21 protein-coding genes are annotated in these 23,627 nt (G+C 77.5%); 18 read left to right on the forward strand and 3 right to left on the reverse strand.

Annotated elements, in window-relative coordinates; translation table 11 throughout:
• Positions 1 to 123: 123 nt before the first annotated feature.
• The 3 genes from ANAEK_RS19020 (at position 124) to ANAEK_RS19030 (ending at position 4,928) form a co-directional block, all read left to right on the forward strand.
• Positions 124 to 2,271: a cyclic nucleotide-binding domain-containing protein gene (locus tag ANAEK_RS19020; protein ID WP_012527754.1), complete on the forward strand. Its 2,148-nt coding sequence runs from the start codon at positions 124 to 126 to the stop codon at positions 2,269 to 2,271.
• Between the two features lie 10 nt (positions 2,272 to 2,281).
• A complete protein-coding gene (locus tag ANAEK_RS19025; protein WP_012527755.1) occupies positions 2,282 to 4,060 on the forward strand; it encodes an ATP-binding protein in 1,779 nt (592 codons plus the stop codon).
• 190 nt (positions 4,061 to 4,250) lie between these two features.
• On the forward strand, positions 4,251 to 4,928 hold the full coding sequence (locus ANAEK_RS19030) for an O-methyltransferase (RefSeq protein WP_012527756.1): 678 nt from the start codon (positions 4,251 to 4,253) through the stop codon (positions 4,926 to 4,928).
• Between the two features lie 14 nt (positions 4,929 to 4,942).
• Here the strand turns inward: ANAEK_RS19030 and epmA are convergent, their stop codons facing one another.
• Entirely contained in the window at positions 4,943 to 5,962 is a 1,020-nt protein-coding gene (gene epmA, locus ANAEK_RS19035; protein ID WP_012527757.1) for an EF-P lysine aminoacylase EpmA, read from the reverse strand.
• Positions 5,963 to 6,032: 70 nt separating this feature from the next.
• On the opposite strand from epmA, the gene ANAEK_RS19040 reads away from it, so the two are divergent.
• The 15 genes from ANAEK_RS19040 (at position 6,033) to ANAEK_RS19110 (ending at position 22,467) form a co-directional block, all read left to right on the forward strand.
• Positions 6,033 to 7,670: a hypothetical protein gene (locus tag ANAEK_RS19040; protein WP_012527758.1), complete on the forward strand. Its 1,638-nt coding sequence runs from the start codon at positions 6,033 to 6,035 to the stop codon at positions 7,668 to 7,670.
• A gap of 76 nt (positions 7,671 to 7,746) precedes the next feature.
• Positions 7,747 to 9,582 carry a PAS domain S-box protein gene (locus tag ANAEK_RS19045; protein WP_012527759.1) on the forward strand — a complete coding sequence of 612 codons (1,836 nt, stop codon included), beginning with the start codon at positions 7,747 to 7,749 and terminating at the stop codon, positions 9,580 to 9,582.
• Positions 9,579 to 11,033, forward strand: a complete 1,455-nt coding sequence (locus tag ANAEK_RS19050; RefSeq protein WP_012527760.1) for a sigma-54 dependent transcriptional regulator — start codon at positions 9,579 to 9,581, stop codon at positions 11,031 to 11,033. The genes ANAEK_RS19045 and ANAEK_RS19050 overlap by 4 nt, the downstream gene beginning before the upstream one ends.
• Before the next feature lie 240 nt (positions 11,034 to 11,273).
• Positions 11,274 to 12,614: a cytochrome ubiquinol oxidase subunit I gene (locus ANAEK_RS19055; protein WP_012527761.1), complete on the forward strand. Its 1,341-nt coding sequence runs from the start codon at positions 11,274 to 11,276 to the stop codon at positions 12,612 to 12,614.
• A 13-nt stretch (positions 12,615 to 12,627) separates the two neighbouring features.
• Positions 12,628 to 13,674: a cytochrome d ubiquinol oxidase subunit II gene (gene cydB / locus ANAEK_RS19060; protein ID WP_012527762.1), complete on the forward strand. Its 1,047-nt coding sequence runs from the start codon at positions 12,628 to 12,630 to the stop codon at positions 13,672 to 13,674.
• Positions 13,675 to 13,802: 128 nt separating this feature from the next.
• Positions 13,803 to 14,618 (forward strand): alpha/beta fold hydrolase, encoded by an 816-nt coding sequence (locus ANAEK_RS19065; RefSeq protein ID WP_012527763.1) that lies wholly within the window; start codon positions 13,803 to 13,805, stop codon positions 14,616 to 14,618.
• Entirely contained in the window at positions 14,615 to 15,403 is a 789-nt protein-coding gene (locus ANAEK_RS19070) for a methyltransferase domain-containing protein (protein WP_012527764.1), read from the forward strand. Before ANAEK_RS19065 ends, ANAEK_RS19070 begins: the two co-directional genes overlap by 4 nt.
• Before the next feature lie 68 nt (positions 15,404 to 15,471).
• Positions 15,472 to 16,158 (forward strand): hypothetical protein, encoded by a 687-nt coding sequence (locus ANAEK_RS19075; RefSeq protein ID WP_012527765.1) that lies wholly within the window; start codon positions 15,472 to 15,474, stop codon positions 16,156 to 16,158.
• A 259-nt stretch (positions 16,159 to 16,417) separates the two neighbouring features.
• Positions 16,418 to 17,014 (forward strand): RNA polymerase sigma factor, encoded by a 597-nt coding sequence (locus tag ANAEK_RS19080; protein ID WP_232288280.1) that lies wholly within the window; start codon positions 16,418 to 16,420, stop codon positions 17,012 to 17,014.
• Positions 17,011 to 17,631 carry an isoamylase early set domain-containing protein gene (locus ANAEK_RS19085; protein WP_012527767.1) on the forward strand — a complete coding sequence of 207 codons (621 nt, stop codon included), beginning with the start codon at positions 17,011 to 17,013 and terminating at the stop codon, positions 17,629 to 17,631. Before ANAEK_RS19080 ends, ANAEK_RS19085 begins: the two co-directional genes overlap by 4 nt.
• A gap of 2 nt (positions 17,632 to 17,633) precedes the next feature.
• A complete protein-coding gene (locus ANAEK_RS19090; protein WP_012527768.1) occupies positions 17,634 to 18,527 on the forward strand; it encodes a hypothetical protein in 894 nt (297 codons plus the stop codon).
• On the forward strand, positions 18,524 to 18,889 hold the full coding sequence (locus ANAEK_RS19095) for a glycogen-binding domain-containing protein (protein WP_012527769.1): 366 nt from the start codon (positions 18,524 to 18,526) through the stop codon (positions 18,887 to 18,889). The genes ANAEK_RS19090 and ANAEK_RS19095 overlap by 4 nt, the downstream gene beginning before the upstream one ends.
• Before the next feature lie 63 nt (positions 18,890 to 18,952).
• On the forward strand, positions 18,953 to 19,837 hold the full coding sequence (locus ANAEK_RS19100) for a hypothetical protein (protein ID WP_012527770.1): 885 nt from the start codon (positions 18,953 to 18,955) through the stop codon (positions 19,835 to 19,837).
• A 61-nt stretch (positions 19,838 to 19,898) separates the two neighbouring features.
• On the forward strand, positions 19,899 to 21,680 hold the full coding sequence (locus tag ANAEK_RS19105) for a serine/threonine-protein kinase (protein ID WP_012527771.1): 1,782 nt from the start codon (positions 19,899 to 19,901) through the stop codon (positions 21,678 to 21,680).
• Between the two features lie 19 nt (positions 21,681 to 21,699).
• Complete coding sequence (locus ANAEK_RS19110; RefSeq protein ID WP_012527772.1) at positions 21,700 to 22,467, forward strand: FHA domain-containing protein; 768 nt, start codon at positions 21,700 to 21,702, stop codon at positions 22,465 to 22,467.
• 15 nt (positions 22,468 to 22,482) lie between these two features.
• Here ANAEK_RS19110 and ANAEK_RS19115 read toward each other — a convergent pair whose 3' ends face one another.
• Both ANAEK_RS19115 and ANAEK_RS19120 read right to left on the reverse strand, forming a co-directional pair.
• Positions 22,483 to 23,271 (reverse strand): enoyl-CoA hydratase-related protein, encoded by a 789-nt coding sequence (locus tag ANAEK_RS19115; RefSeq protein WP_012527773.1) that lies wholly within the window; start codon positions 23,269 to 23,271, stop codon positions 22,483 to 22,485.
• The gene (locus tag ANAEK_RS19120; protein ID WP_011422791.1) at positions 23,268 to 23,480 is read right to left on the reverse strand and encodes an acetyl-CoA carboxylase biotin carboxyl carrier protein subunit; all 213 of its coding nucleotides are present in this window, start codon (positions 23,478 to 23,480) and stop codon (positions 23,268 to 23,270) included. Before ANAEK_RS19120 ends, ANAEK_RS19115 begins: the two co-directional genes overlap by 4 nt.
• Between the last annotated feature and the right edge of the window lie 147 nt (positions 23,481 to 23,627).

Here is a 23,627-nt window from a genome sequence, read left to right on the forward strand (position 1 = left end):
GCGCATCCGCCGGCCCCCCGCCCGCCCGGCCGCCGGGGACACGCACGGCGGGGCCGGGTGCGCTTTCGCGCGCACCCTGGACGCGCTAGCATCGTAGGCCCCCGCCGAGGAGGCGCCCACCGGATGGCCATCCGGCCACAGGACCTGTCCCGCCCGCCCGGCCCCGCGCTGGAGCGCGGCCCCCTGCTCGCCCGCATGGACGCGGCGGCCCGCGAGCGGCTGCTGGCCCGGGCCGAGCGGCTCACGTTCGCCGCGCGCACGCGCGTGCACGGGGACGCCGACGCGGGGCGCCACCTGTACCTGATCCTGGAGGGCACCGCGACGCTCCGGCGCGAGCAGCTCGCGCTGCGCCGGCTCGGGCCGGGCGACCACTTCGGCGAGCTGGCGGGGCTGGGCGGGCGGCACCGGGGCGAGACGGTGATCTCCGACGGCGCGCTCACCGTGGCGCGCCTGTCCCCGGCCGCGCTCGCCGAGCTGGAGCGCGAGGCGCCCGCGGTCGCGACGCAGCTCGCCATCGGCGTGGCGGCGGCGCTCGCCGAGGACCTCGAGCGCGTGAGCGGCGACATGGACCTGCTGCTGCGCGGCCGCTCGCTGCCGCGCGCGCAGGAGGTCACGGTCCAGGTGATGGGCGAGGCGCGCCGGATCCGCACCGGCACGCGCGTGCGCGACCTGCTGCCCGAGGCCATCGAGGGCGATTTGGTGGTGGCGGGGCTGCTCGGGCAGAAGCCGGTGTCGCTCGCGACCCCGGTGTTCACCGACACCACCGTGGCGCCGCTCACCGTCTCGCACTGGGAGGGGCGCCAGGTCTACGCCCACTCGCTCGGGCTGGTGCTGCTGGAGGCCGCGCACCAGGTGGCGCCGGCGCTGCGGGTGCGCATGGGGCCGTCGCTCGGGGTGCGCCAGCTCGTCATGGTGGAGGGCGCGGGCGGGGAGGATCGCGCCGCGCTGGCGGCGCGCCTCGCGGCCGGGATGGAGCGGATCGTCGCCGCCGACGCGCCGTTCCGGAGCGAGTACTGGTCCACCGACGAGGCGCAGGGGTGGTTCCTGGAGCGCGGCTGGAGCGACGCCGCCCGGCTGCTGCGCGTCCGCCGGCAGGCCACGGTCCGCCTGGTCTCGTGCGGCGACGTGTACGCGCTGTCCATGGGGCCGCTGCTGCCGTCCACCGGGGCGCTGCACGGCTGGACGCTGGAGCCGGCGGACGGCGACGACGGCCTGCTGCTCGACCTCGGCCGGCTCGACCCGCGCAACGGCCACGGCGCGACCCCGCGCCCGCGGCCGCGCCGCCCCGGCGACATGGTCCGCGACCACCGGGCCTGGCTCGACGCCATGGACGTCACCAGCGTGGGCGCGTTCAACGACCTGTGCATCTCCGGCCAGGTGACGCAGCTCATCCGCGTGGCGGAGGGCTTCCACGAGAAGCGGATCGGCCAGATCGCCGACGCCATCGCGGCCGGGCGCGAGCGGATCCGGATCATCTCCATCGCCGGCCCGTCGTCGTCGGGCAAGACCACGTTCATCAAGCGGCTCACCGTCCAGCTGCAGATCGACGGCGTGAACCCGGTGGGCATCTCCCTCGACGACTACTACGTGGACCGCGAGAAGACCCCGCGCGACGCCCGCGGCGAGTGGGACTTCGAGGCGCTGGAGGCGCTCGACCTGCCGCTCCTGCAGGACCACGTCCGCCGGCTGCTCGCCGGCGAGGCGGTGCGCACGGCGCACTACCACTTCCTCACCGGCCGGAGCCACCCCGAGGGCGGGCCGGTGATCCAGCTGCGCCCGGGCGACGTGCTCATGCTGGAGGGGATCCACGGCCTGAACCCGCGGCTGCTCGGCGCCATCCCGCGCGCCGGCGAGCTGTTCCGCGTGTTCGTGCACCCCGCCACCACGCTCCCGTTCGACCGGCTCACGCGCGTGTCGGCCACCGACCTCCGCCTGCTGCGCCGGATCATCCGGGACCGCCACCACCGCGGCTACTCCGCGGCGGACAACATCGTGCGCTGGCCGTCGGTGCAGGCGGGGGAGCGCGAGCACATCTTCCCGTACCAGGACGAGGCCGAGGCGGTGTTCGACACCTCGCTCATCTACGAGCCCGCCGTCCTGAAGGTCTACGCCGAGCGCTACCTGCTGGAGGTCCCGCCGGACCACCCGGCCTTCCCGACCGCGCACCGGCTCCGCTACCTGGTGGACCGCTTCGTCTCCATCTACCCGGACCACGTCCCGCCGACCTCGCTCATCCGCGAGTTCATCGGCGGGAGCGGGTTCGAGTACTGAGAGGGCTCCCGTGCCGCCGACCCCGGATCGCCGACGGCTCCTCGAACGGCTGGGCGCGCTGCTGGACGACGCGGCGCGGAGGGGATCGCTCCCCGAGGCCGCCACGCTGCGCGACGGGCTGCGCACGCTCGCCGAGGACCAGGCGGTCGCCGAGGCGGTGGCGGACAGCGCCGGCGCGCTGGTGGTGGTGCTCGATCGCGAGGGGCGCGTGGTCCGCTGGAACCGCACCTGCACGCGGGTGACCGGCTGGCGCGCGGGCGAGATCGTGGGCCGGCCGTTCTGGGACGTGCTGCTGCTGCCCGAGGAGCGCGACGGGATCCGCAGGGCGTTCTCGCGGATGCTCGCCCGGGACTTCCCGAACCAGCAGGAGGTGCACTGGCGCACCCGCGACGGCGAGGCGCGCCTCATCGCCTGGTCCAACGCCGCGCTGTTCGACGCCGCCGGCGAGGTGGACCGCATCGTCTCGACCGGCATCGACGTGACCGACCGCACCCGGGCCGAGACGGCGCTGCGCCGGCAGGCGCGCCGGCTGGAGGCGCTGGCCGAGGCCTCGCGCGTGTTCGCGGCCGGGCTCGACTACAAGACCACGCTCGACACCGTGGCGCGGCGGCTCTCCGAGCTCATCGGGGACGGCGCGCTCATCCGCGTGGTCTCCGAGGACGGCGAGTGGCTGGTGCCGGTGGCCGTCTACCACCCGTCCCCCGAGCGCGCCGCGCTGCGCCGGAGGGTGCTGCTCGCGTCCCCGCAGCGCACCGGCGAGGGCATCACCGCCGGCGTCCTCGCCTCCGGGAAGCCCCTGCGCATCCCGCACCTCACCCGCGAGATCATCCGCAACGAGATGAAGCCGGAGTACCTGCCCTACCTCGAGGGCGTCTCCAGCCTGCTCATCGCGCCGCTGGAGCAGCGCCGCACCGTGGTCGGGCACATCACGCTCATGCGCGACGCGGGCGGCGCGCCGTACACCTCGGAGGACGAGGCGCTGCTCGAGGACCTCGCCCACCGGGCCGCGCAGGCGCTCGAGAACGCGCGGCTCTACGGCGAGGCGCAGGCGGCGGTGGCCGCCCGCGACGAGTTCCTCTCCATCGCCTCGCACGAGCTGCGCACCCCGCTCACCGCGCTGCGCCTCGCGCTCGAGAACATGCGCCGGGTGGCGAGCCGCGAGGCGCTCGAGTCGCTCCCGGCCGCGTACGTCGAGCGCGTGCTCGCCACCGCCGAGCGGCAGGGGCAGCGGCTCGAGAAGCTGGTGGCCGCGCTGCTCGACGTGTCGCGGATCCACATGGGCCGGCTGGAGCTCGAGCTCGAGGACGTGGACCTCGGCCACGCGGTGTCCGAGGCGGTCGCGCAGGTGGAGGACGAGGCGGCGCAGGCGGGGTCGCAGGTGACCGTGCAGGGGGAGCCGGTGCGCGGCCGCTGGGACCGGCTGCGCATCTCGCAGGTGGCGACGAACCTGCTCTCCAACGCGGTGAAGTACGGCGCGGGCAAGCCGGTGGAGGTCTCGTTCGGCACGCGCGACGGGCGCGCGTACCTGCGGGTGCGCGACCAGGGCATCGGGATCGACCCGGCCGACCAGCGGCAGATCTTCGAGCGCTTCGAGCGGGCGGTGTCGTCGCGCAACTACGGCGGGCTCGGGCTGGGCCTGTACATCGTGAAGCGGATCGTGGAGGCGCACGGCGGCGCGGTCCGGGTCGAGAGCGCGCCGGGCGAGGGCGCCGCGTTCGAGGTGACGCTGCCGCTCCGGCCGGCCGTGCCGCTCCCGGGCGGCGAGGCCGAGCCACCCGTGCAGCACTGACGCGCCCTCTTCCCCGGGCAGCGCGCCGCCAGGCGCGCCCGCGGGGACTTCGCGCGAGCCCGCGCAGGCGGGCGCGCGAGGTCGCGGGCCCCGCGCAGCAGGAGTGGGCCCCGACGGCTCCGCCGGCGGGGCGAGGGCGCAGCCCTCGGGGGTGATTGCCCTTCGGCCGCGGCCGCGGCACATCCCGTCCATGGGATCACCTGACGTGAAGGCGTACGGCGCGGCGGACCCGGAGCTGGCGGCCTGGGCCGCGGCCACCTACCGGCCCGAGGACGAGGTGCTGCGCGGCATCCGCGAGCGCTCGATCGCCGCGGGGCTCCCGGCCATCCAGGTCGGCGCCATGGACGGGCTCCACCTCGAGGTGCTGGCGCGCGCCTGCGGCTGGCGGAGCGCGGTGGAGATCGGGACGCTCGGCGGCTACAGCGGCGTCTGCCTGCTCCGCGGCATGGGCGAGCACGGGCGCCTGCACACGTTCGAGCTCGACCCGGGCCGCGCCGCCCTGGCGCGCCGCCACTTCGAGGAGGCGGGCGTGGCGGACCGGGTGCGGGTGCACGTGGGCCCGGCGCTGGAGCGGCTGGCGGCCGTCGAGGCCGAGGGGCCGTTCGACGTGGTGTTCATCGACGCCGACAAGAAGGGCTACCCGGCCTACCTGGACTGGGCCGCCGAGCACCTGCGGATCGGCGGCGCCGTGCTCGCCGACAACACCTTCGGGTTCGGGCAGGTGCACCGGGCCCGCCCGCAGGGCGAGGACGCCGAGGCCATGGAGGCGCTGCGGACCTTCAGCGCGCGGCTCGCGCAGGGCGGCCGCTTCCGCGCCACGCTGCTGCCCACCGGCGAGGGGCTCTCGCTCGGCGTGAAGGTGCGCTGAGCGCGGCCCGGGGCTCAGCCCCAGAAGCCGTGCGCGGGGAAGAGCAGCACGTCCTCGATGGACGCGGCGCCGGTGAGCAGCATGAGCACCCGGTCGAAGCCGACCGCCACGCCGCCGGCCTCGGGCATGCGCCCCACCGCCTCCAGGAACCGCTCGTCGAGCGGGTACGCCGGCCGGCCGAGCCTGCGCCGGAGCGCCTGCTCCTCCACCAGCCGCGCCCGCTGCTCGCGCGCGTCGGTCAGCTCGGTGAACCCGTTCGCGAGCTCGAGCCCCCCTGCGTACAGCTCGAACCGCTCCGCCCAGCGCGGGTCGGCGGCCTTCACCTTCGACAGCGCGGCCATCGAGGCGGGCCAGTCCACCAGCCAGGTGGGCCGATCCACGCCCAGGCGCGGCTCCACCGCGTCGAGCATCACCCGGAAGAAGACGTCGTCGAACGGCTCGCCGGGCGGGCCGGGATCGTGCCCGGCCTCCCGCGCCGCGCGGGCCAGCCGGTCCGCGTCGCCGGCGCACGCCTCCAGGTCCACGCCGGCGTGGCGCCGGAACGCCTCGGCGACCGTGAGCGTCTCGAACGGCGCCCCCAGCCACAGCACCCGGCCGTTCCGCCTCACGCGCGGCTCGCCGCCGGGAAGGAGCGCGCGGGCGGCGCCCTCCACCAGCACCTCCAGGTCGGCCATGATCCCCCGGTAGTCCGTCCCGGCCCGGTAGAACTCGAGCATGGTGAACTCCGGGTTGTGGGTGCGCGAGACCTCGCCGTTGCGGAACACCCGGGCGAGCTGGAACACCCGCTCGAAGCCATCGGCGAGCAGCCGCTTCATGGCGTACTCGGGGCTGTTCTGGAGCCACAGCGGCCGCGACGCCCCGCCGCCCTCCGGCACGAAGGTGGCCTGGAACGCGTCGATGTGCGGCTCCATGCCCGGCGCGGGCACCAGGGACGGCGTCTCCACCTCCTCGTACCCGAGGCCGCCCAGGATCCGGCGCACCTCGGCGGAGAGGCGGGCCCGCGCCCGGGCGGCCTCCCTGCGGCGATCGCTCATGCGGCGGACTCTACCGCCGCGCCCTCCCGTGCGCGCGAGAACCCGCGCGCCGCGCTAAGATCCCCGCCTCGTGAAGCGCCTCCGCCCGATCCCCGCCCTGCTCGCCGTGCCGCTCGCGCTGCTCGCCGCCTGCGCGCACCGCGCGCCCGCCACCCCCCCGACGCCGGCGGCCGCCGCGCCGCCGTCGCCCGAGCCCGGCAGCGCCGCCACCACCGCCGCGCTCGCGCCGCTGCGGGCCGGCGCCGACGCGGTGCTGCGCGCGCAGGCGGAGGCGTACTGGGAGGTGTTCACGAAGGGTGCGGACGCGGACCCGGCGGGCGCCTGGAAGGGCCACGAGGACCTGCTCGCGGATCCGGCGCTCGCGGCGGCGCGCGCGGCGGTGCGCGCGGCGGTGGAGGCCGAGCGCGGCGACGGCCGACGGGCCGCGGCGTACCTGCGCGCCTGGCTCGTCGGCGAGCGGCTGGCGCGCGACCTCGCCGAGCCGGTGCGGCGCGTCGCCGAGGCGCGCACCGCCGCGCACTTCCGCTGGGCCGGGCACGAGGTGCCGGTGCGCGAGTCGGCCGCGCTGCTCGCGGCCGAGCCCGAGCCCGCCCGCCGCCGCGCGCTCGCCGAGGCCGCCGCCCAGGCCGCGAGCCCGGTGGCGCCGCTGATCGAGGCGCGCGACGCCCGGCTCGCGGCCGCTGCCCGGACGCTCGGCTACCCGTCGCCGGAGGCGCTCGCGGCCGACCTGCGCGGCGAGTCCCCCGCGGTGCTGGGCGCGCTCGCCGACGCGGTGCTCGCCCGGACCGACGCGACCTGGCGCGCGCTCGTCGCCGACCTGGCCGGGCGCGAGGGGATGGCGCCGGAGGCGGTCCGGGCCCGCGACCTGCCGCGGCTGGTGCGCCCGGCGGCGCCCGCGTCCGCGTTCCCGGCCGGCAAGGCGCTCGACGCCGGCGCGGCGATCCTGTCCGGCCTGGGCCTCGATCTCGCCGCCCAGCGCAACCTGCTCCTCGACGCGGCGGCGCGGCCCGGCAAGCTGCCCCACGCCATCGCGCTGCCGGTGGACCCGCCGCGCGACGTGCGGCTCTCCGCGGCGCCGGTCTCGGGCATGGAGGCGCTCCGCGGCGTGCTCCACGAGCTGGGCGCGGCGCTCGCCTACGCGCACGTGGCGCCCCAGGCGCCGCTCGAGTTCCGGCGGCTCGGCCCCGGCGCGGTGAGCGGCGCGTGGGCCATCCTGCTCGAGGAGGTGGCCGGCGCGCCGCAGTGGCTCGAGGCGCAGGGCCTCGACGCCGACCAGGCGCGCGCCGAGGCGCGCAGCGCGGCCGCGCGCCGGCTCATGCGCACCCGCGAGGCGGCCGCCCGGGTGCTCGCGGCGCTCGCGCCGGCCGGCCCCGCCGGCGCCGAAGCCCGCGCCGCGCTCCCCGCGCGCGCCTACGGGTGCCCGGTGGAGGAGCCGGACCTCGCGGCCTGGCGGCTCGAGCCCGATCCGCTGCTGCGCTCCGCCGAGGCGCTCCGCGCCGAGCTGCTCGCCGCGCAGGCCGAGCAGTTCCTGGCCGGCCGCGCCGCGGCGCCGGCCTGGTGGGGCTCGCCGGCGGCCGGCGCGTGGCTGGTGCGCACCTGGGCGGACGGCACGCGGCGCACGCCGGAGGAGCTGTCGCTGGCCATGGGCATGCCCGGCCTCGACGCGGCCGCGCTCGACCAGGTGGTGCGGGCGAGGACCGGGCTGTAGCGCCGCGGCCGGGCCGCCGCGCGCGCGACGGAATGTGCGTGCCCCGCCGCCGCGCCCGGCGCTACCATCGCGCCGGATGGCCGCCGCACCTGCTCCCTCCCCCGCGCCCGCGCGCGCCCCGCTCCGCGTGGCCGCGCCCGCCGACCTCGCGCCGGTCGGCGAGGCGCTCGCGGCGCTCGGGATCGGCCTCACCCTGGTCGACCGCGAGATGCGGGTCCAGCTCGCGAACGACCTCGTGCGCGACCAGGCCCCCGAGCTGTCCTGCGGCGCGGATCACTGCTTCGCGGCGCTGTGGCGCAAGGCGCAGCGCTGCTCCGACTGCCTCCCCCTCCTCGTCTTCCGCACCGGCGAGCCGCAGGAGGGCCTGCGCGAGCGCGGCCGCCCGGGCGCCGCGCCGGAGGCGTGGCGGGTCCGCGCGGTGCCGGTGCACGACGCCGGGGGGCGGCTGGCCTGGGTGGCGGAGTCGTTCATCCGGCTCGCCTCGCTCGCGCCGGACCTCGCCGGGCGCGCCCCCGCGGCCGAGGCGGGCGCCGCCGCGCTGGTGGTGATCGACCGCGAGGAGCGCATCGTCTCCTGGAGCCCGGCGGCGGCGGCGATGTTCGGGTTCCCGCTGGAGGAGGCGCTGGGCCGGCGGATCGACCTCATCGTCCCCGAGGACAAGGTGGACGAGGAGCGGGCGCGCGCCGCGCGGGTGGCCGCCGAGGGGCGCGCCCCGCGCACCGAGACGGTCCGGCGCGCCCGCGACGGGCGGCGCGTCCCGGTGGCGGTCTCGGCGGTCGCGCTGCGCGACGAGGCGGGCGCGCTGGTGGGCAGGACCTGCGTCATCGAGGACCTCTCCGCGCTGCACCAGCTCCGGGGCCAGGTGCGCGCGCAGGAGCAGCTCCTCGCCCACATCACCCGCGAGGCCGCCGACGCCATCCTCGCCGTCGATCTCACCGGGAACGTGACCAGCTGGAACCGCGGCGCGGAGCAGCTCCTGGGCTGGTCCGCCGCGGAGATCACCGGCCAGCCGCTCACCCGCGTCGCGCCGGCCGGCCCGGTGGCGCGGCTGCTGGAGCGGGCGGTGCAGCGCGGGGCGCAGCGCGGCGTCCGGATGGAGTGGCAGGACGCGCGGGGCGCGCCGGTGCCGGTGGACGTCTCGGCGGCGGCGCTGGGCGGCGACCGCGCGCCGAGCGGCGTGGCGCTGGTGGCGCGGGACCTGTCGGCGCAGGTCCGGCTCGACCGGCAGCTGGTGCGCTCGGAGAAGCTCGCCATGGTGGGCAGCCTGGCGGCGGGCCTGGCGCACGAGATCGGCACGCCGCTGAACGTGATCAGCGCGACCGCGGAGTTCCTGCTCCCCGACGCCGGCGAGGAGGCGCGGGCCCAGCTCGGCGGCATCGTCGCCGAGACCGAGCGCATCAGCCGGCTGGTCCGCGACCTGCTCTCCTTCGCGCGCGGCACCTCGCCCGGCAAGACCGCCGTGGCGCTGCCCGGCGCGGTCGCGCGGGTGCTGTCGCTGCTGCGCATCACGCTGGAGCGCCGCCGCGTGCGCCTCGAGACCCGGCTCCCGGACGACCTCCCCGAGCTGCACGCCGACCCGGACGGCCTGCACCAGATCCTCCTCAACCTGGTGGTGAACGCCTCGCAGGCGGTGGCCGAGGGCGGGCGCGTGGTCGTGGCGGCGCGCGCGGTGGAGGAGGACGGCGAGCGCTCGGTCCAGCTCGAGGTGCACGACGACGGGCCGGGCGTGCCGCCCGCGCTGCGCGAGCGCGTCCTCGACCCGTTCTTCACCACCCGCGCCGAGGGCACCGGGCTCGGCCTGGCGGTGGTGGCGCGCATCGTGGCCGACCACGGCGGCGACCTCCGGGTCGGCACCGGGCCGCTCGGCGGCGCGTGCTTCACCGTGCAGCTCCCGGCCGAGGAGGGGCGATGAGCGCGGGGACGGCGGAGGCGGCGGCGCCGCGGGCGGGCGCGCTGCGGGTGCTGGTGGTCGAGGACGACCCGCGCCTGCTCGACATCCTCACCCGGCACCTCGACCGCATGGGCTACGCGGTGCGCGGCGCCGGCGGCGCGGCGGCGGCGCTCCAGCTCCTCGAGGCCGCGCCCGCCGACGTGGTGCTCTCCGACGTGCGCATGCCGGGGATGGACGGGCGCACGCTCCTCGCCGAGGTGCGGGCGCGCCACCCGGACGCGAAGGTGATCCTCATGACCGCGTTCGGCAGCGTGGACGACGCGGTCGAGGCGATGCAGGCCGGCGCGTACAGCTACGTGGTGAAGCCGTTCAAGGTGGAGACGGTCGCGGCCGTCCTCCGCAACGCGGCGCGGGAGCTGGAGCTGCACCGGGAGGTGGACGGGCTGCGCCGCGCGGTGGCGGAGCGCTTCTCCGCCGACCGGCTCATCGGCGGCTCGGCCCGGATGCGCGAGGTGCGCCGGGCGCTGCGCGAGGCGGCCGAGGTGGGCGCGACCGTGCTCGTCACCGGCCGGAGCGGCACCGGCAAGGAGATGGCCGCCCGCGCCATCCACTACGGCGGCCCGCGCGCCGCCGGCCCGTTCGTGGCGGTGAACTGCGCCGCCATCCCCGAGCCGCTGTTCGAGAGCGCGATGTTCGGCCACCGCCGCGGCGCGTTCACCGGCGCGGTCGAGTCGCAGGCCGGCTTCGTGGAGCAGTCGTCCGGCGGCACGCTGTTCCTCGACGAGGTCGCGGAGATCCCGCCCGCGCAGCAGGCCAAGCTGCTGCGCGTGCTGCAGGAGGGCGAGGTCACGCCGGTGGGCGCCGCCCGGCCGGTGAAGGTGGACCTGCGGGTGGTGGCGGCGGCGAACCGCGACCTCGAGCAGATGGTGGCGAAGGGCGCGTTCCGCGAGGACCTGTTCTACCGGCTCAACGTGCTGCGCATCGAGCTCCCCACGCTCGCCGAGCGCGCCGAGGACGTGCCGGCGCTCGCCGAGCACCTCCTGCTCGACGTCGCGCGCGGCCACGGCGTGCCCGCGCTGGGCTTCACGCCCGAGGCGCTCGCCGCGCTGGAGCGCCACCGGTGGCCGGGCAACGTGCGCGAGCTGCGCAACGCGGTCGAGCGCGCGCTGCTCGCCGCGCGCGGCCGGCGCATCGACGCCGCCGACCTCCCCGCCGCGGTCGTGCGGGCCCCGGCCGGCGCCGAGGCGGTGCCGCCGCCGGGCGAGGGCGGGCTCACGCTCGCCGAGGTGGAGCGCGCGCACGTCGAGAAGGTGCTCGCCATGGTGGGCTGGAACCGCTCGCTCGCGGCGCGGCTGCTCGGCATCGACCGCCGCACGCTGTTCACGAAGATCCAGCGCTACGGGCTCATCGGCCCGCTGCGCCCCGGCCCGGGCGGCGGCGGCGACGCGGAGGACGAGGACGGGCCGGGCTGAGCGCCAACGTACAAGTCGATCCCACCGCCGGCCCCGCAGATCCGCCCCACCCCCCGCCCGCCGCGCCTGCGCGCCCGCGCGCAGGCGCGCAGCCGCCCGCCCCGCCTCGGGGATCCGGCGCGGCGCGCCAGGGCGGCGCGGTGGCACCCCGGTTGCTGAAGCGGGCCCCGGCGCCCGCGCGGCGGGCCGCGGCGATCCACGGTGGACGCCCCGGGCCGCGCGCCGGCGAAGGAGGCCCCCATGGACGCACTCACGCTCGCGCGGCTCCAGTTCGCGGTGACCGCCGGGTTCCACTTCCTGTTCCCGCCCATCACCATCGGCCTGGGCTGGCTGCTCGTCCTGGCCGAGTGGTTCGGCTGGAAGCACCAGGACGCGGTCTACGTCGAGGTGGCGAAGTTCTTCGGCAAGCTGTTCGCCATCACCTTCGCGGTCGGCGTCGCCACCGGCATCGTGATGGAGTTCCAGTTCGGCACGAACTGGTCGGCGTACTCGAAGTTCGTGGGCGACATCTTCGGCGCCCCGCTCGCCGCGGAGGGCGTGTTCGCGTTCTTTCTCGAGTCCACCTTCCTCGGGCTCTACCTGTGGGGCCGCGGGCGGGTCTCGAAGGGCCTGCACTGGTTCTCGGCGCTCATGGTCGCGGTGGGCGCCACGCTGTCGGCGTTCTGGATCATCGTCGCGAACTCCTGGCAGCAGACGCCCACCGGCTACGTGGTGCGGAACGGCCGCGCCGAGCTGGTGGACTTCTGGGCCGCGGTCTGGAACCCGTCCACGCTCCCGCGCTACTTCCACACGGTGGTGGGCGCGCTGGTGGTGGGCGCGTTCGTGATGGCCGGCGTGGCCGCCTGGCACCTGCTCCGCGACGCCGAGTCGGCGTTCGCGCGCAAGGCCCTGAAGCTCGCGGTCGCGTGGGGCCTGCTGGTCTCCTGCCTGGAGGTGATGCCGTTCGGCCACCTCCACGCGCAGCAGGTGGCGCGCACGCAGCCGGAGAAGTTCGCGGCCATCGAGGGGCTCTACACCAGCCAGACCGGCGCGCCGCTGGTGCTGTTCGCGGTGCCGTTCTCCGAGCCGCCGCGGCTGAAGGGCACGCTCGAGATCCCGGGGCTGCTCTCCTGGATGGCGTTCGGCGACACCGGCGCCCACGTGCAGGGCCTCGACCGGTTCCCGCCCGCGAACCGGCCGCCGCTGTGGCTCACGTTCGTCTCGTTCCACAACATGGTGCTGCTGGGCGTCTGGTTCATCGCCATCATGGCCTGGTCCGCCTGGCAGTGGTACCGCGGGCGGCTGTGGACCGACCGCTTCACGCTCCGTGCGCTGGTCTGGTCCATCCCGCTGCCCATCGTGGCCTGCCAGCTCGGCTGGGTGGCCGCCGAGGTCGGGCGGCAGCCCTGGATCGTCTACGGCCTGCTGCGCACCGGCCAGGCCCACTCGCCCACGGTGACCGCCGCCGAGATCGCGTTCTCGCTCGGCCTGTTCGGCCTGGTGTACCTGGCGCTGGGCGCGCTGTGGCTGACCCTGATGGTGAAGAAGGCGCGCGTCGCGCCGCGCCTCCCCGCCGCCGAGCGCGCGCGGGCTGCCGCCTGAGAGGAGACCGACCATGGATCTCAACGTCATCTGGTTCGTGCTGGTGGGCGTCCTCATCGCCGGCTACGCGGTGCTCGACGGGTTCGACCTCGGCGTGGGCGTGCTGTCGCTGTTCGCCCGCGACGAGGAGGAGCGGCAGGTCCACCTGAAGGCCATCGGCCCGGTGTGGGACGGGAACGAGGTGTGGCTGCTCACCGGCGGCGGCGCGCTGTTCGCGGCGTTCCCGGTCGTCTACGCCACGGTGTTCAGCGGGTTCTACCTCGCGCTCATGCTGCTCCTGCTCGCGCTCATCGCCCGCGCGGTCGCGCTCGAGTTCCGCGCGCAGCTCGACGGGGCGGCCTGGCGGCGCGGCTTCGACCTCGCGTTCGGCATCGGCAGCCTGCTCCCGGCGGTGCTGCTGGGCGTGGCGGTCGGCAACGTCCTGCGCGGCGTCCCGGTGACCGCCGAGCAGGAGTGGGCGGGCAGCTTCCTCGGCCTGCTCCACCCGTACGCGGTGCTGGTGGGGCTCGTCTCCCTCTCGATGTTCGCGATGCACGGCGCGCTCTGGCTTCGCCTGAAGGCGGAGGGCGCGCTCGAGGCGCGGATGGCCCGCTGGATCCCGCGGCTGTGGGGCGCGTTCGTCGCCACCTACGCGATCGCCACCGCGGCGTCGCTGGTCGAGGCGCCGCACCTGTTCGCCGGCGTGCTCGCGAACCCGCTCTTCCTCGCGCTGGCCGTGCTGGTGGTCGCGTCGATCGGCGCCATCCCGGTGCTGAGCCGCCGCGGCGCCGCCGGCAAGGCGTTCCTCGCCTCGTCCGTCGCGATCGTCGCGATGATCCTGGTGGCGGCGGTCTCGATGTTCCCGCGGCTCGTGCCCTCCTCGATCGACCTCGCGAACAGCCTCACCATCTACAACGCGTCCTCCTCCCCCCGGACGCTGGCGGTCATGCTGGTGATCGCGCTGGTCGGGATGCCGCTCGTGATCGGCTACACCGTGCTCGTGTATCGCGTGTTCCGCGGCAAGGTCCGCCCCGGGACCGGCGGCCACTACGCCGAGCCGGCCCGCGCGATCCAGCCCTAGGGGCCGTCCCCGCCCCGAAGGTCCGGCGGCCCCCCTTCCGCCGGTCCCCGCCGCCTCGTCAACCGTGACCTCCGGGTACGGTTGACGAGGCGGTCCTCGCTGGTATCCTGCGCCACTCCGGCCCAGCGATGCCCCTCCTCGTCACCGACAGCGGCGTGCGCCTCGCGTACGCGGATCGCGGCGCCGGCGCGCCGCTGGTGCTGGTCCACGGCTGGTCGCTCTCCTCCGCCGCGTTCGACGACCTCGCCGTGCGGCTCCCCGGTCGCCGCCTGGTGACGCCCGACCTGCGCGGCCACGGCGGCTCCGGCGCGGCGCCCTTCGCGCTGGAGGACCTGGCCCAGGACCTCGCGCTCCTGCTGGACCGGCTCGAGCTCCGCGGCGCGGTGCTGGCGGGCTGGTCGCTCGGCGCGCAGGCCGCGCTCGCCGCGCTCCCGGCGGTGCGCGCACGGCTCGCGGGGCTGGTGCTCATCTCCGGGACCCCGCGCTTCACGCTGTGTGACGGCTGGACGCACGGCCTGCCCGCGCAGGCGCTCGAGGTGCTGGCGCACCGGGTCCGCCGCGATCCGGCGCGCGCGGCGGCCCGGTTCTTCGAGGGCATGTTCGCGCCCGGCGAGCTCGACCCGGCCGCGCGCGCGCGCACCGGGGCGCTCCGCGCCGCGATCCCCTCGCCCGGCTCCGCCGCGGCGCTCGCCGGGCTGGACGTGCTCGCCGCCGCCGATCTCCGGCCCACGCTCGCCGCCGTCGGGGTGCCCGCGCTGGTGATCCACGGCACGGCCGATCCGATCTGCCCGCCGGGCGCCGGCAGGGCGCTCGCGGCGGGCATCCCCGGCGCGCGCCTCGCCCTGCTCCCCGGCGCCGGCCACGCGCCGCACCTCACCCGCCCGGACGAGGTCGCCGCGCTGCTCCAGGCGTTCCCCGCCGGGGCCGGGGCGGTGGCCGCGTGAACCGCGTCGACAAGCGCCGGGTCCGGGCCGCGTTCTCGCGCTCCGCCGCGGCGTACGACGCGCGCGCCTCGGTGCAGCGCGAGGTGCAGGACCGCGTGCTCGCGCTGGTGGCCGAGGCCGCCCCCGACGCGCGGCGCGTGCTCGACGTCGGCGCCGGCACGGGCGCGCTGCTGGCCCGGCTCGCCGCCGCGCGCCCCGGGCTCCGGCCCGCGGCGGTGGACCTGGCCCCTGGGATGGCCGCGGCGGCGCGCGCGCGCCTGCCCGGCGCCGCGGTGGCGGCCGGTGACGCGGAGGCCCTGCCGTTCGGCGACGCGCGCTTCGACCTGTTCCTCTCCACCTCGGCGTTCCAGTGGCTGCCGCGGCTCGCGCCGGCGTTCGCCGAGGCGCGCCGCGTGCTCGCGCCGGGCGGCGTGCTCGCCGTGGCGCTGTTCGGCGCCCGCACGCTCCACGAGCTGCGCGGCGCCTGGCGCGAGGCGGCCGGCCCGGGCCCGGGCGAGCGCACCCATCGCTTCTTCGACCGCGGCGAGGTCGCCGCCGCGCTCGCCGCGGCCGGCCTGCGGGTCCGCGCCGTCGTCGAGGAGGAGCGCCGCGAGCAGCACGCGGACGCGCGCGCGGTGCTGCGCGCGCTGAAGGAGATCGGCGCCACCGCGGCGGTGCCCGGCGCGCGCGGGCTGGGCGGGCGACGCGCCACGCTCGAGCTGCTCCGGCTGTACGAGGCCCGCCACGGTGGCCCCGCCGGCGTGCCCGCCACCTGGCACGTGGTGTACGCGCTCGCGCAGCGCTGACCCACCTGTGGGCGCTGCACCCAGCCCGGTACCCTGCCGGCCGGCGCCCGCCGCGCTACCCTCTCGCGATGTCCCGACCGCACCCCTTCCCCACCGCCGTGCTCGCCGCGCTCGCCGTGGCGGCGCTCGCGGCCGCGCCGGGGATCGCGGGCGCCGACGCGGCCCGGGACGCCGACCGGCCGGAGGAGGAGGTCGCCGCGCCGGAGCGCGGGGCCCGGCCGCTCCACCGCTCGCCCTGGTACGTGGGCTTCGGCCTGGGCTACGGGACCGGGGCGGTGGGCTCGAGCGTCGATCGGCGCAGCTTCCGCGATCTGGTCGGCGGGACCTCCACGTCGTTCGCGGCGCAGCTCGAGGCGGGCGCCACGCTCGGCCCCCGCACCCTGCTCGGCGGCGAGCTGCTGGTGGTCGGCGCCGCCGCGCACCCGGACGATCCGCTGCTCGGCCGCACCACGCGCACCGTCCGCGTCGCGAACCTCGACGCGGTGCTCACGTTCTTCCCGCTCGGCGACGGGCTCTTCTTCCGCGCCGGCGCCGGCGCGTCGCGGCTCTCTCTGTCGGTGAAGTCCGCCTCGGGCAGCGAGGGCGACGCCTGGCTCGGGACGAACGTGCTCGGCGGGATCGGCTACGCGTTCCGGATCGGCCGCCGCTTCAGCCTGAGCATGAAGCTCGACGGCTCGCGCCAGTGGTACCGCGGCGCGGCGGGCCCCGGCGCGTCCCGCTTCTGGGCCGCCTACGGCGGCGTCGCGTGGTACTGAGCGTCCGGTGGGGGCCCGGCGCGCGCGGACCGTCTCCCGGCCACGGGACACCCGATCGGCGCCGCCCTCGACGTGGGGAGGCGAGAAGGTCGGAGCACCCACCATCCCTGACCGGCTCGCACCCGATAGCGTCGCGTCGCGCGTTCACGGCCCTTTCCGCCCCATGGCGGCCGCGCTAGTGTTCGCTCGAAGCGTCGTTCGATGGTCGAAGGGGGATCCCATCGCTCGCCTGGCCCAGAGACTCGCGCTCGCCGCACCCGTGACGCCGCAGGCCGAGGCGGACGTCCTCGACCTCGCCGAGCTCGCGGATCGCGACGCGGTCGAGCGCACCCTCGCCGGCGACACCGACGCGTTCGCGGGCGTGGTCCGGCGCCACGCCGGCGGCCTGGTCGGCATGTGCAGCCGCATGGTGAGCGACCCGCGCCTGGGCGAGGAGCTCGCGCAGGAGGCGTTCGCCCGCGCCTACACGCGGCTCGCCTCGTTCCGCGGCGACTGCCGCTTCCGCCACTGGCTCTACCGCATCGCCGTGAACGGCTGCCGCGACTGGCTGAAGGCGGGGGCGCGGGCGGAGCGCGCCAGCGACCTCTCCGGCGACGAGCTGGTCAGCGCGGTGGACCCGGAGCGCGACGCCGCCGCCCGGCAGGCGCTGCTCGCGCTGCAGGGCGCGCTCGCCGCGCTCCCGGCCAAGTACCGCGAGGCGTTCACGCTGTTCCACGTCGAGAACCTTCCCTACGAGGAGATCGAGGCGGCCACCGGCGTGCGCGTCAACGCGCTGAAGGTGCGCGTGCACCGCGCGCGCCTGATGCTGCGCGAGCGCCTCGGCGACCTGCTCGATCCCGACGAGGTGACGCCGTGACGGAGCGCGAGCTCCAGGACCTGCTGGACGGCCGCCCCGGTCCGCTCGCCGCGGAGCGGCTGCTGTCGTCCCTGCCGCCGGAGGAGCGCCAGGCCGCGCTCCGCCTGGTGGCGCTCTCGCGCCTGGCCGGCGCCGGCCCGCGCCCGACGCCGTCCGACGACTTCGTCCGGCGCACCCTCGTGCGCGTGCGCGCCAGCCGCCCGCCGCGGCGGCGGCCGCTGCTCGCCTGGCTGACGGCGCCGCGCCTCTCGCCGCTCGGCGCGCTCGCCGGCGCGGGGGCCGCGGCGTTCCTGGCGCTCGCGGTGGCCCGCTTCCCGGCGCCGCCCCCGCCGGACGCCGCGCGCGCCCCCGAGGCGCCGCTGGTGCGGGCGCGGCTCGCGCTGGCCGCCCCCGACGCGCGGGTGGTGCGCGTCGCCGGCGACTTCAACGGCTGGAAGCCCGAGGTGACGCCGCTCCGGCGCGGCGCCGACGGCGTGTGGACGGTGGAGGTCCCGCTGCGGCCCGGCCGCCGCTACGAGTACATGTTCGTGGTGGACGGCTCGTGGACCACCGACCCGGGCGCGCGCGCCCTCGCCGACGACGGGTTCGGCGGGAAGAACGCGATCCTGGACCTGTAGGCGTGCTCGCGCCGAGCCTCGTCGCCCTCGCGCTGTGCTCGGCCGCGCACGGCGGCAACGGCCGCCTGCTGCTCTCGGCGCGCGCCGGCGCCGGCTGGGCCGGCGACACCTACCTGGGCGCGGACATGGGCGGCGGCGCGTTCGCGGAGCTGTCGCCCTCGGCGCGGCTGGATCTCTCGCTGGCGCCGCGCCTGAAGCTGGACGCCACCGGCGAGGTCTCCCTCGCGCGCTACCAGGCCGGCGGCTTCGGCGCCACCTCCGGGTCCGCCGGGGTCCGCACCCGCTGGCTCGGCGACGGATGGGAGGCCTCGCTCGCCGCGGCCGCCGAGCACGCCGCGTTCACCTCCGGTGTGCCGCTCGGCGACCTCGCCGCCGGGCCGCAGGTGGACGCCACCACCGCGGCGCTGCTCACGCCGCAGCTCCGGGTGCGGACCGGGCCGGTCGCGCTGCGCGCGGCGGTCACGGGCGCGCTGCGCTCCTCGCGCGCGTCCGGCGATCGGGTCGGCGAGCGCGGGCTCGCGGCGCTCGCCGCCGCGGAGTGGGCGCCGTGCCGGCGCGCGGCGCTGGAGCTGTCGCTCCGGCACGAGCGCGTGGCGAGCGAGGATCCCGCGTTCGAGCTGCGCGCCTGGGGCGGCGCGGCGAGCGCGCTGCTGAACCCCCTCGGCGCGCTGGAGGCGTCGGCGGTCGCGCAGGTGCACCGCGCCGCGCTGCACGGCGGCGTGGACGAGACGGCCTGGCGCGCCACGCTGGACCTCGCCCATCCGGCGGGCCCGGTCTGGCTGGTCGTCTCCGGCGGCTGGGCCCGCAGCGCGACCGGCGGCGCCGGGCGCGCCGTGGCCGACCGCGCGACGGTGTTCGCGGGCGTGCGCGGCAGCGCGCGGGTGCTCTCGTGGTGAGCGGGCGCGGCCGGCTCGCGGCGCTGGCCATCGCGGCCCTGGCCGCGGGCGCCTGCGCGCCGCGCGCGACCGTCCGCGCGCCCGCGCGGGCGTCCACCCAGGGTGAGCGCGCGCCCACCGTGTTCACGTTCCGGGGTCCCGCCGAGGCGGTCGCGCTGCGCGGCACGATGACCGGGTGGGACGCGCTCCCGCTCGAGCGCGAGGGCGATCGCTTCGTGCTCGCGATATCGCTCGCGAGCGGTCGCTACGAGTACCGCTTCGAGGTGCGCCGCGGCGGCGAACTGCGTATCGTGCTCCCGGCGGACGCCGAGCGGGTGGACGACGGCTTCGGAGGCGAGAACGCGGTCCTCCGTGTCCCGTAACCGCGTGCTCCCACGCTCGTCGGGTCGGGTGGTGCGGACGTCGGCAGAACGGAGACACCGTCGGTGATCGTCGCGCTTTTCCTCACCTCGCTCGTGCTCGGCGTCCCCGGGCCGGCGGCGCCGTCCGCGCCGGACCCGGTCCAGGCGGCGGGCGCCGCCGGAGTCCCCACCGCGCTGGCCCGCGACGTGGCGAGCCGGGCGGGTGCGCGCGGCGTCGCGCCGGAGCGGGCGCTCGCGCCGGTGGTCGCGGCGGCCCGCGCCGGCCTGCCGGGCGAGGTGGTCGCGGCGAAGATCCTCGAGGGCCTGGCCAAGGGCGCCCCGCCGGAGCGCGTGCTCGAGGTCGCCGCGGAGCTGGGCGGCCGCCTCTCGCGCGCGGCGGCGCTGGTGGCGCAGGCGCGCGCCTCCGGGCTGCCGCTCCGCGGCGACCGGACCGCGGCGCTCGCCGACCTGGCCGGCGCGCTCGGCGCGGGCGTGCCGCCGGACGCGGTGCTCCAGCTCGTGGACGCGGCCCGGGGCGCGTCCGGCGGGAGCTGCGAGGCGGTGGTGGCGGCGGCCCGCACGCTGGGTGAGCTGACCCGGCGCGGCGTGCCGGTCCGGGAGACGCTGCCGCTCGGCGCGGCGCTCGCGCAGCGCGCGCCCGCGTCCGCCGGCGAGGTGGCGGCGCTCTACGACGCGTACCGGGCCGAGGGCGGCCGGGACGCGGCGGCGTTCCTGGTCGAGGCCGAGCGCCGCGTCCAGGCCGGCGCCGCGCTGCAAGGCATGGTGGACACGTTCGGCGAGTCGCCCGACCACCTGGTGCGCGCGCGGAGCCGCGCCGCCGACGCCGCCGCCGGCGGCCTGGACAAGGCCTCCGAGCACGTCCGCAGCGCGCGCGAGGGCGTCGGCCCCGGGTCGCCGCCGGGACTGGAGCGCGTTCCACCCGGCCGCGGGCCGAAGAAGCCCAAGTAGGACCGCCGCCCACCGGTGCGTCGCCTTGTGGTCCCCCGAGGGGGCGGGCTAACATCCCGCCGTGGTCGAGGCCGCCCCTTCCATCCCGACGGACTTCAAGCCGCACCTGTTCGGCAAGTTCTTCCTCCTCCAGCGTCTCGCCATCGGCGGGATGGCGGAGATCTTCCGCGCGCGCGTCCCGGGCGCCGGCGGGTTCGAGAAGGAGCTGGTGGTGAAGCGCATCCTGCCCGCGCGCGCGCAGGATCACGGCTTCATCAAGATGCTGGTGAACGAGGCGAAGCTCACCGTCCAGCTCACCCACTCGAACATCGCCCAGGTCTACGAGTGTGGGAAGATCGACGGGAACTACTTCATCTCGATGGAGCTGGTGAACGGCGTCTCCCTCAAGGAGATGATGCAGGCCTTCGCCCGCGCCGGCGCGCAGCTCTCGCCCGAGCAGGCCATCTACATGGTGCTGCAGCTCCTCACCGGGCTCGACTACGCGCACAAGAAGACCGACGCGCAGGGCCAGCCGCTGCAGATCGTCCACTGCGACGTCTCGCCCGACAACGCGCTCGTCTCCTGGGAAGGCGAGATCAAGCTGCTCGACTTCGGCATCGCGCGCGCCGCCACCGGGCTGTCGAACTACAAGGAAGGCATGCTGATGGGGAAGCTCGGGTACGTCGCGCCCGAGCAGGCCTCGCTGGAGCGGCGCTGGGATCACCGGGTGGACCTGTTCGCCGCGGGGATCCTGCTGTACGAGCTGCTCACCAAGCAGAAGCCGTTCCCCAAGGCCACCGACGTCGAGTCGCTCGTCGCCGCGCGCAAGGCGCGGGTGGTGCCGCCGACCTCGATCGACCCGCGCCTGCCCAGGGAGATCGACGCCATCGTGGCGCGGGCGCTCGCCTACGATCCCGACGAGCGCTTCACCGACGCGCGCGCGTTCGCCGGCGCGCTGGTGGACGTGCTCTTCCCGACCCCGCAGTCGTCCATCCAGGACCTGCTCGGCAAGCAGATGCAGCAGGTGTTCGCGGAGAAGATCGCGCGGCAGCGCAGCGCGCGCGCCCACGACCCGCTCATCATGAAGGTGCTCTCCAACCTCGCCGAGAAGCAGCAGGCGCAGGCGGAGTACGAGCGGCTCTCGGCGCCGGCCACCACGCCGCCGGCGGGGCTGCCCGCGGCGGCCGGCTCCGGCGCGTCGCCCTTCGACCCCATCGCGCCGCTACCCTCCGACGTGCTCCCGGCCGCCGAGCCGGCCCGGCCCCCGCCGCGGAAGGCGCGCAGCCACCGCCCGCCGCCGCGCGAGGGCATCCGGCTGCGCACCGCCGTGCTGGTCGGGCTGGTGCTGGCGGTCGGCGGCGCCGCCGGGCTGCACTACGCGGAGACCTGGCTGCGCACCGGCATCCTGGTGGTCACCTCCGAGCCGCCCGGCGCCGAGGTCACGCTGGACGGCGTCCGCTCCGGCGCGACCACGCCGGCGGTGCTGGAGGGGCTCGTCCTGTCGAGGCCGCACCAGGTCGCGCTGGACGGGCCGGGCGTGCGGGCGGTGACGATGGACCTGGCGCCGGTGCCCGGCACGCTGGTGCGCCGCGTCCACGCCCGGCTCGAGACCGCGCTCGGCGCGGTGACGATCGAGAGCCAGCCGGCGGGCGCCGAGGTGCGCCTGGACGGGCGCGTGGTGGGGCGCGCCCCGGTGACGGTGCTGGGGGTGCGCCTCGACGAGCGCCACCGCGTGGACCTCACCCTCCCCGGCCACGAGATCGACCAGTTCGTGGTGCTGCCGGAGAAGGACGGGACGCGCTTCACCCGCAAGCTGGGCCGCAGCGATCAGCCCGAGCCGCGCGAGAAGGCGATCGGGCCGTAGCCCGGGGGATCGGCGTGCGATGAAGCTCGTCATCGAGGACGCCGAGGGGACGTGGTCGGTGGTGCCGTTCGACGGCGACGAGGTCAGCGTCGGCCGGGCGCCGGAGGGCAACTCCTTCCACATGGCCGACCGCGACGTGTCGCGCCGCCACGCGCGGTTCGTGCGCGCCGGGGGCGCGGTGTTCGTCGAGGACCTGGGCAGCCTCACCGGCACGCGCGTCAACGGCGAGCGGATCTCCGGGCGGCGGCGGCTGCGCGAGGGCGACCTGGTGGAGATCGGCGCCTACGATCTCGCGCTGCTGCCCGACGTGGACGCGGCCGGCGCGGGCGCGCCCCCGCCCATCCCGCACGGCGCGCGCACGCCGGATCCGACCGCCGGCCGCCGCACCCCCGAGCCGGGCGCCGCCGCGCCGCCGCCCGGCCGGCCCACGCCGCCCAGCCTGCGGATCCCCGTTCCGGCGGCGGCGGTCGCGCCCGCCGCACCGACCCCGGCCGCGGCGCCTGCCCCGGCGCCGTCCGCGCAGCCCCCGCCGGCCGCCGCCGCGCCGTCGCGGCCCACGCCGCGCCCGTCCGCGCCGGCCCAGGCGGCCTTCTCCACCGCGCCCCTTCCCGCCGCGCCCGCGGTGGCGCCGCCCGGCCCGCGCGCCTCGCGCACCGGCCGCACCGTGGCGCTCGCGCTCGTCGCGGGAGCGGTGGCGCTCGCGCTCGGCATCGCCGCCGGCTGGACGGTGGGCCGGCTCGGCGCCGCGCCCGCCGCGGAGCCGCCCGGCGCCCCCGCCTCGCGCTGAGGCGCGCCCGCGCCGTCACTCGCCGCGGAAGCGGGGCGGCCGCCGCTCGGCGCGCGCCTGCCGCGCCTCGCGCATGTCGGCGCTCTCGAACGCGCGGCGCCGGAGGCCGGCGATCTCCTCGCGCTCCCGCTCGGACAGGCCGCGCTCGTGCATGCCCTCCAGGAGCTGGAGGATCCGCTTCATCCCCTGCACCGCCAGCGGCGCGTTGGCCGCGATCTCGTCGGCCAGCGCGAGCGCCACCGCCTCGGCGCCGGCGGCGGGCGCCACCCGGTTCACCAGCCCCCACGCCAGCGCGGTGGCGGCGTCCACCGGACGGCCGACCAGGAACAGCTCGCGCGTGCGCGCCGCGCCCACCAGGCCGAGGAACCGCCGGATCCCGCCCTCCGGGTAGACCACCCCGAGCTTCGCCGGCGGCAGGCCGAGCAGCGCGCCCTCGCGCGCGACCCGCAGGTCGCACGTGGCCGCGAGCTCCAGCCCGCCGCCGAACGCGCCGCCGTTCAGGAACGCGACCGTCGGGCAGGGGACCGCCGACAGCGCGTCCGCGGCGCGCTCCACCGCCTCGTCCGGGCGCAGCCCGGCGCGCGAGGTGCGGCCCATCTCGGCGAGGTCGAACCCGGACGAGAACGCGTCGTCGCCCGCGCCGCGGAGCAGCAGGCAGCGCACCCCGTCCCGCGCGGCGGCGGCGCAGGCCTCCTCCAGCTCGTCCAGGGCGCGGAAGTCGAGCGCGTTCCGCTTCGCGACGTTGTCGACGACGAGGACGCGGACCAGGCCGCGGTCCTCGGTGCGGACGCGCCGGCCGGTCATCCGACGACCAGCAGCACGTCACCCTCGGTGACCGACTGGCCCTCGCGGCAGCGCACCTCCTGCACCGTGCCGCCGTCCTCGGCCTCGAGCGGCATCTCCATCTTCATCGACTCGAGGACCACCAGCACGTCCCCGGGGCTGACCGGGTCCCCGGGCTTCTTCTCGATCCTCACCACGGTGCCGGTGATGTGCGCGGCCACGTTCGCCATCGGTGTCTCCGTCTCGGGCGCCGGACCTGGGGCGCGTGCGGGCCGAAGGTAGCTTGCCCGCCCGGGCCCGGCAACGGGGACGGTGGGCGCCGTCGGCGTCGCGCGCCCCGACCTCGGCCGGCACCCGCCGCGCCCCGCGCGCCCGCC

Origin of the sequence: Anaeromyxobacter sp. K (assembly GCF_000020805.1) — a bacterium.
Taxonomy (GTDB): Bacteria; Myxococcota; Myxococcia; order Myxococcales; family Anaeromyxobacteraceae; genus Anaeromyxobacter; species Anaeromyxobacter dehalogenans.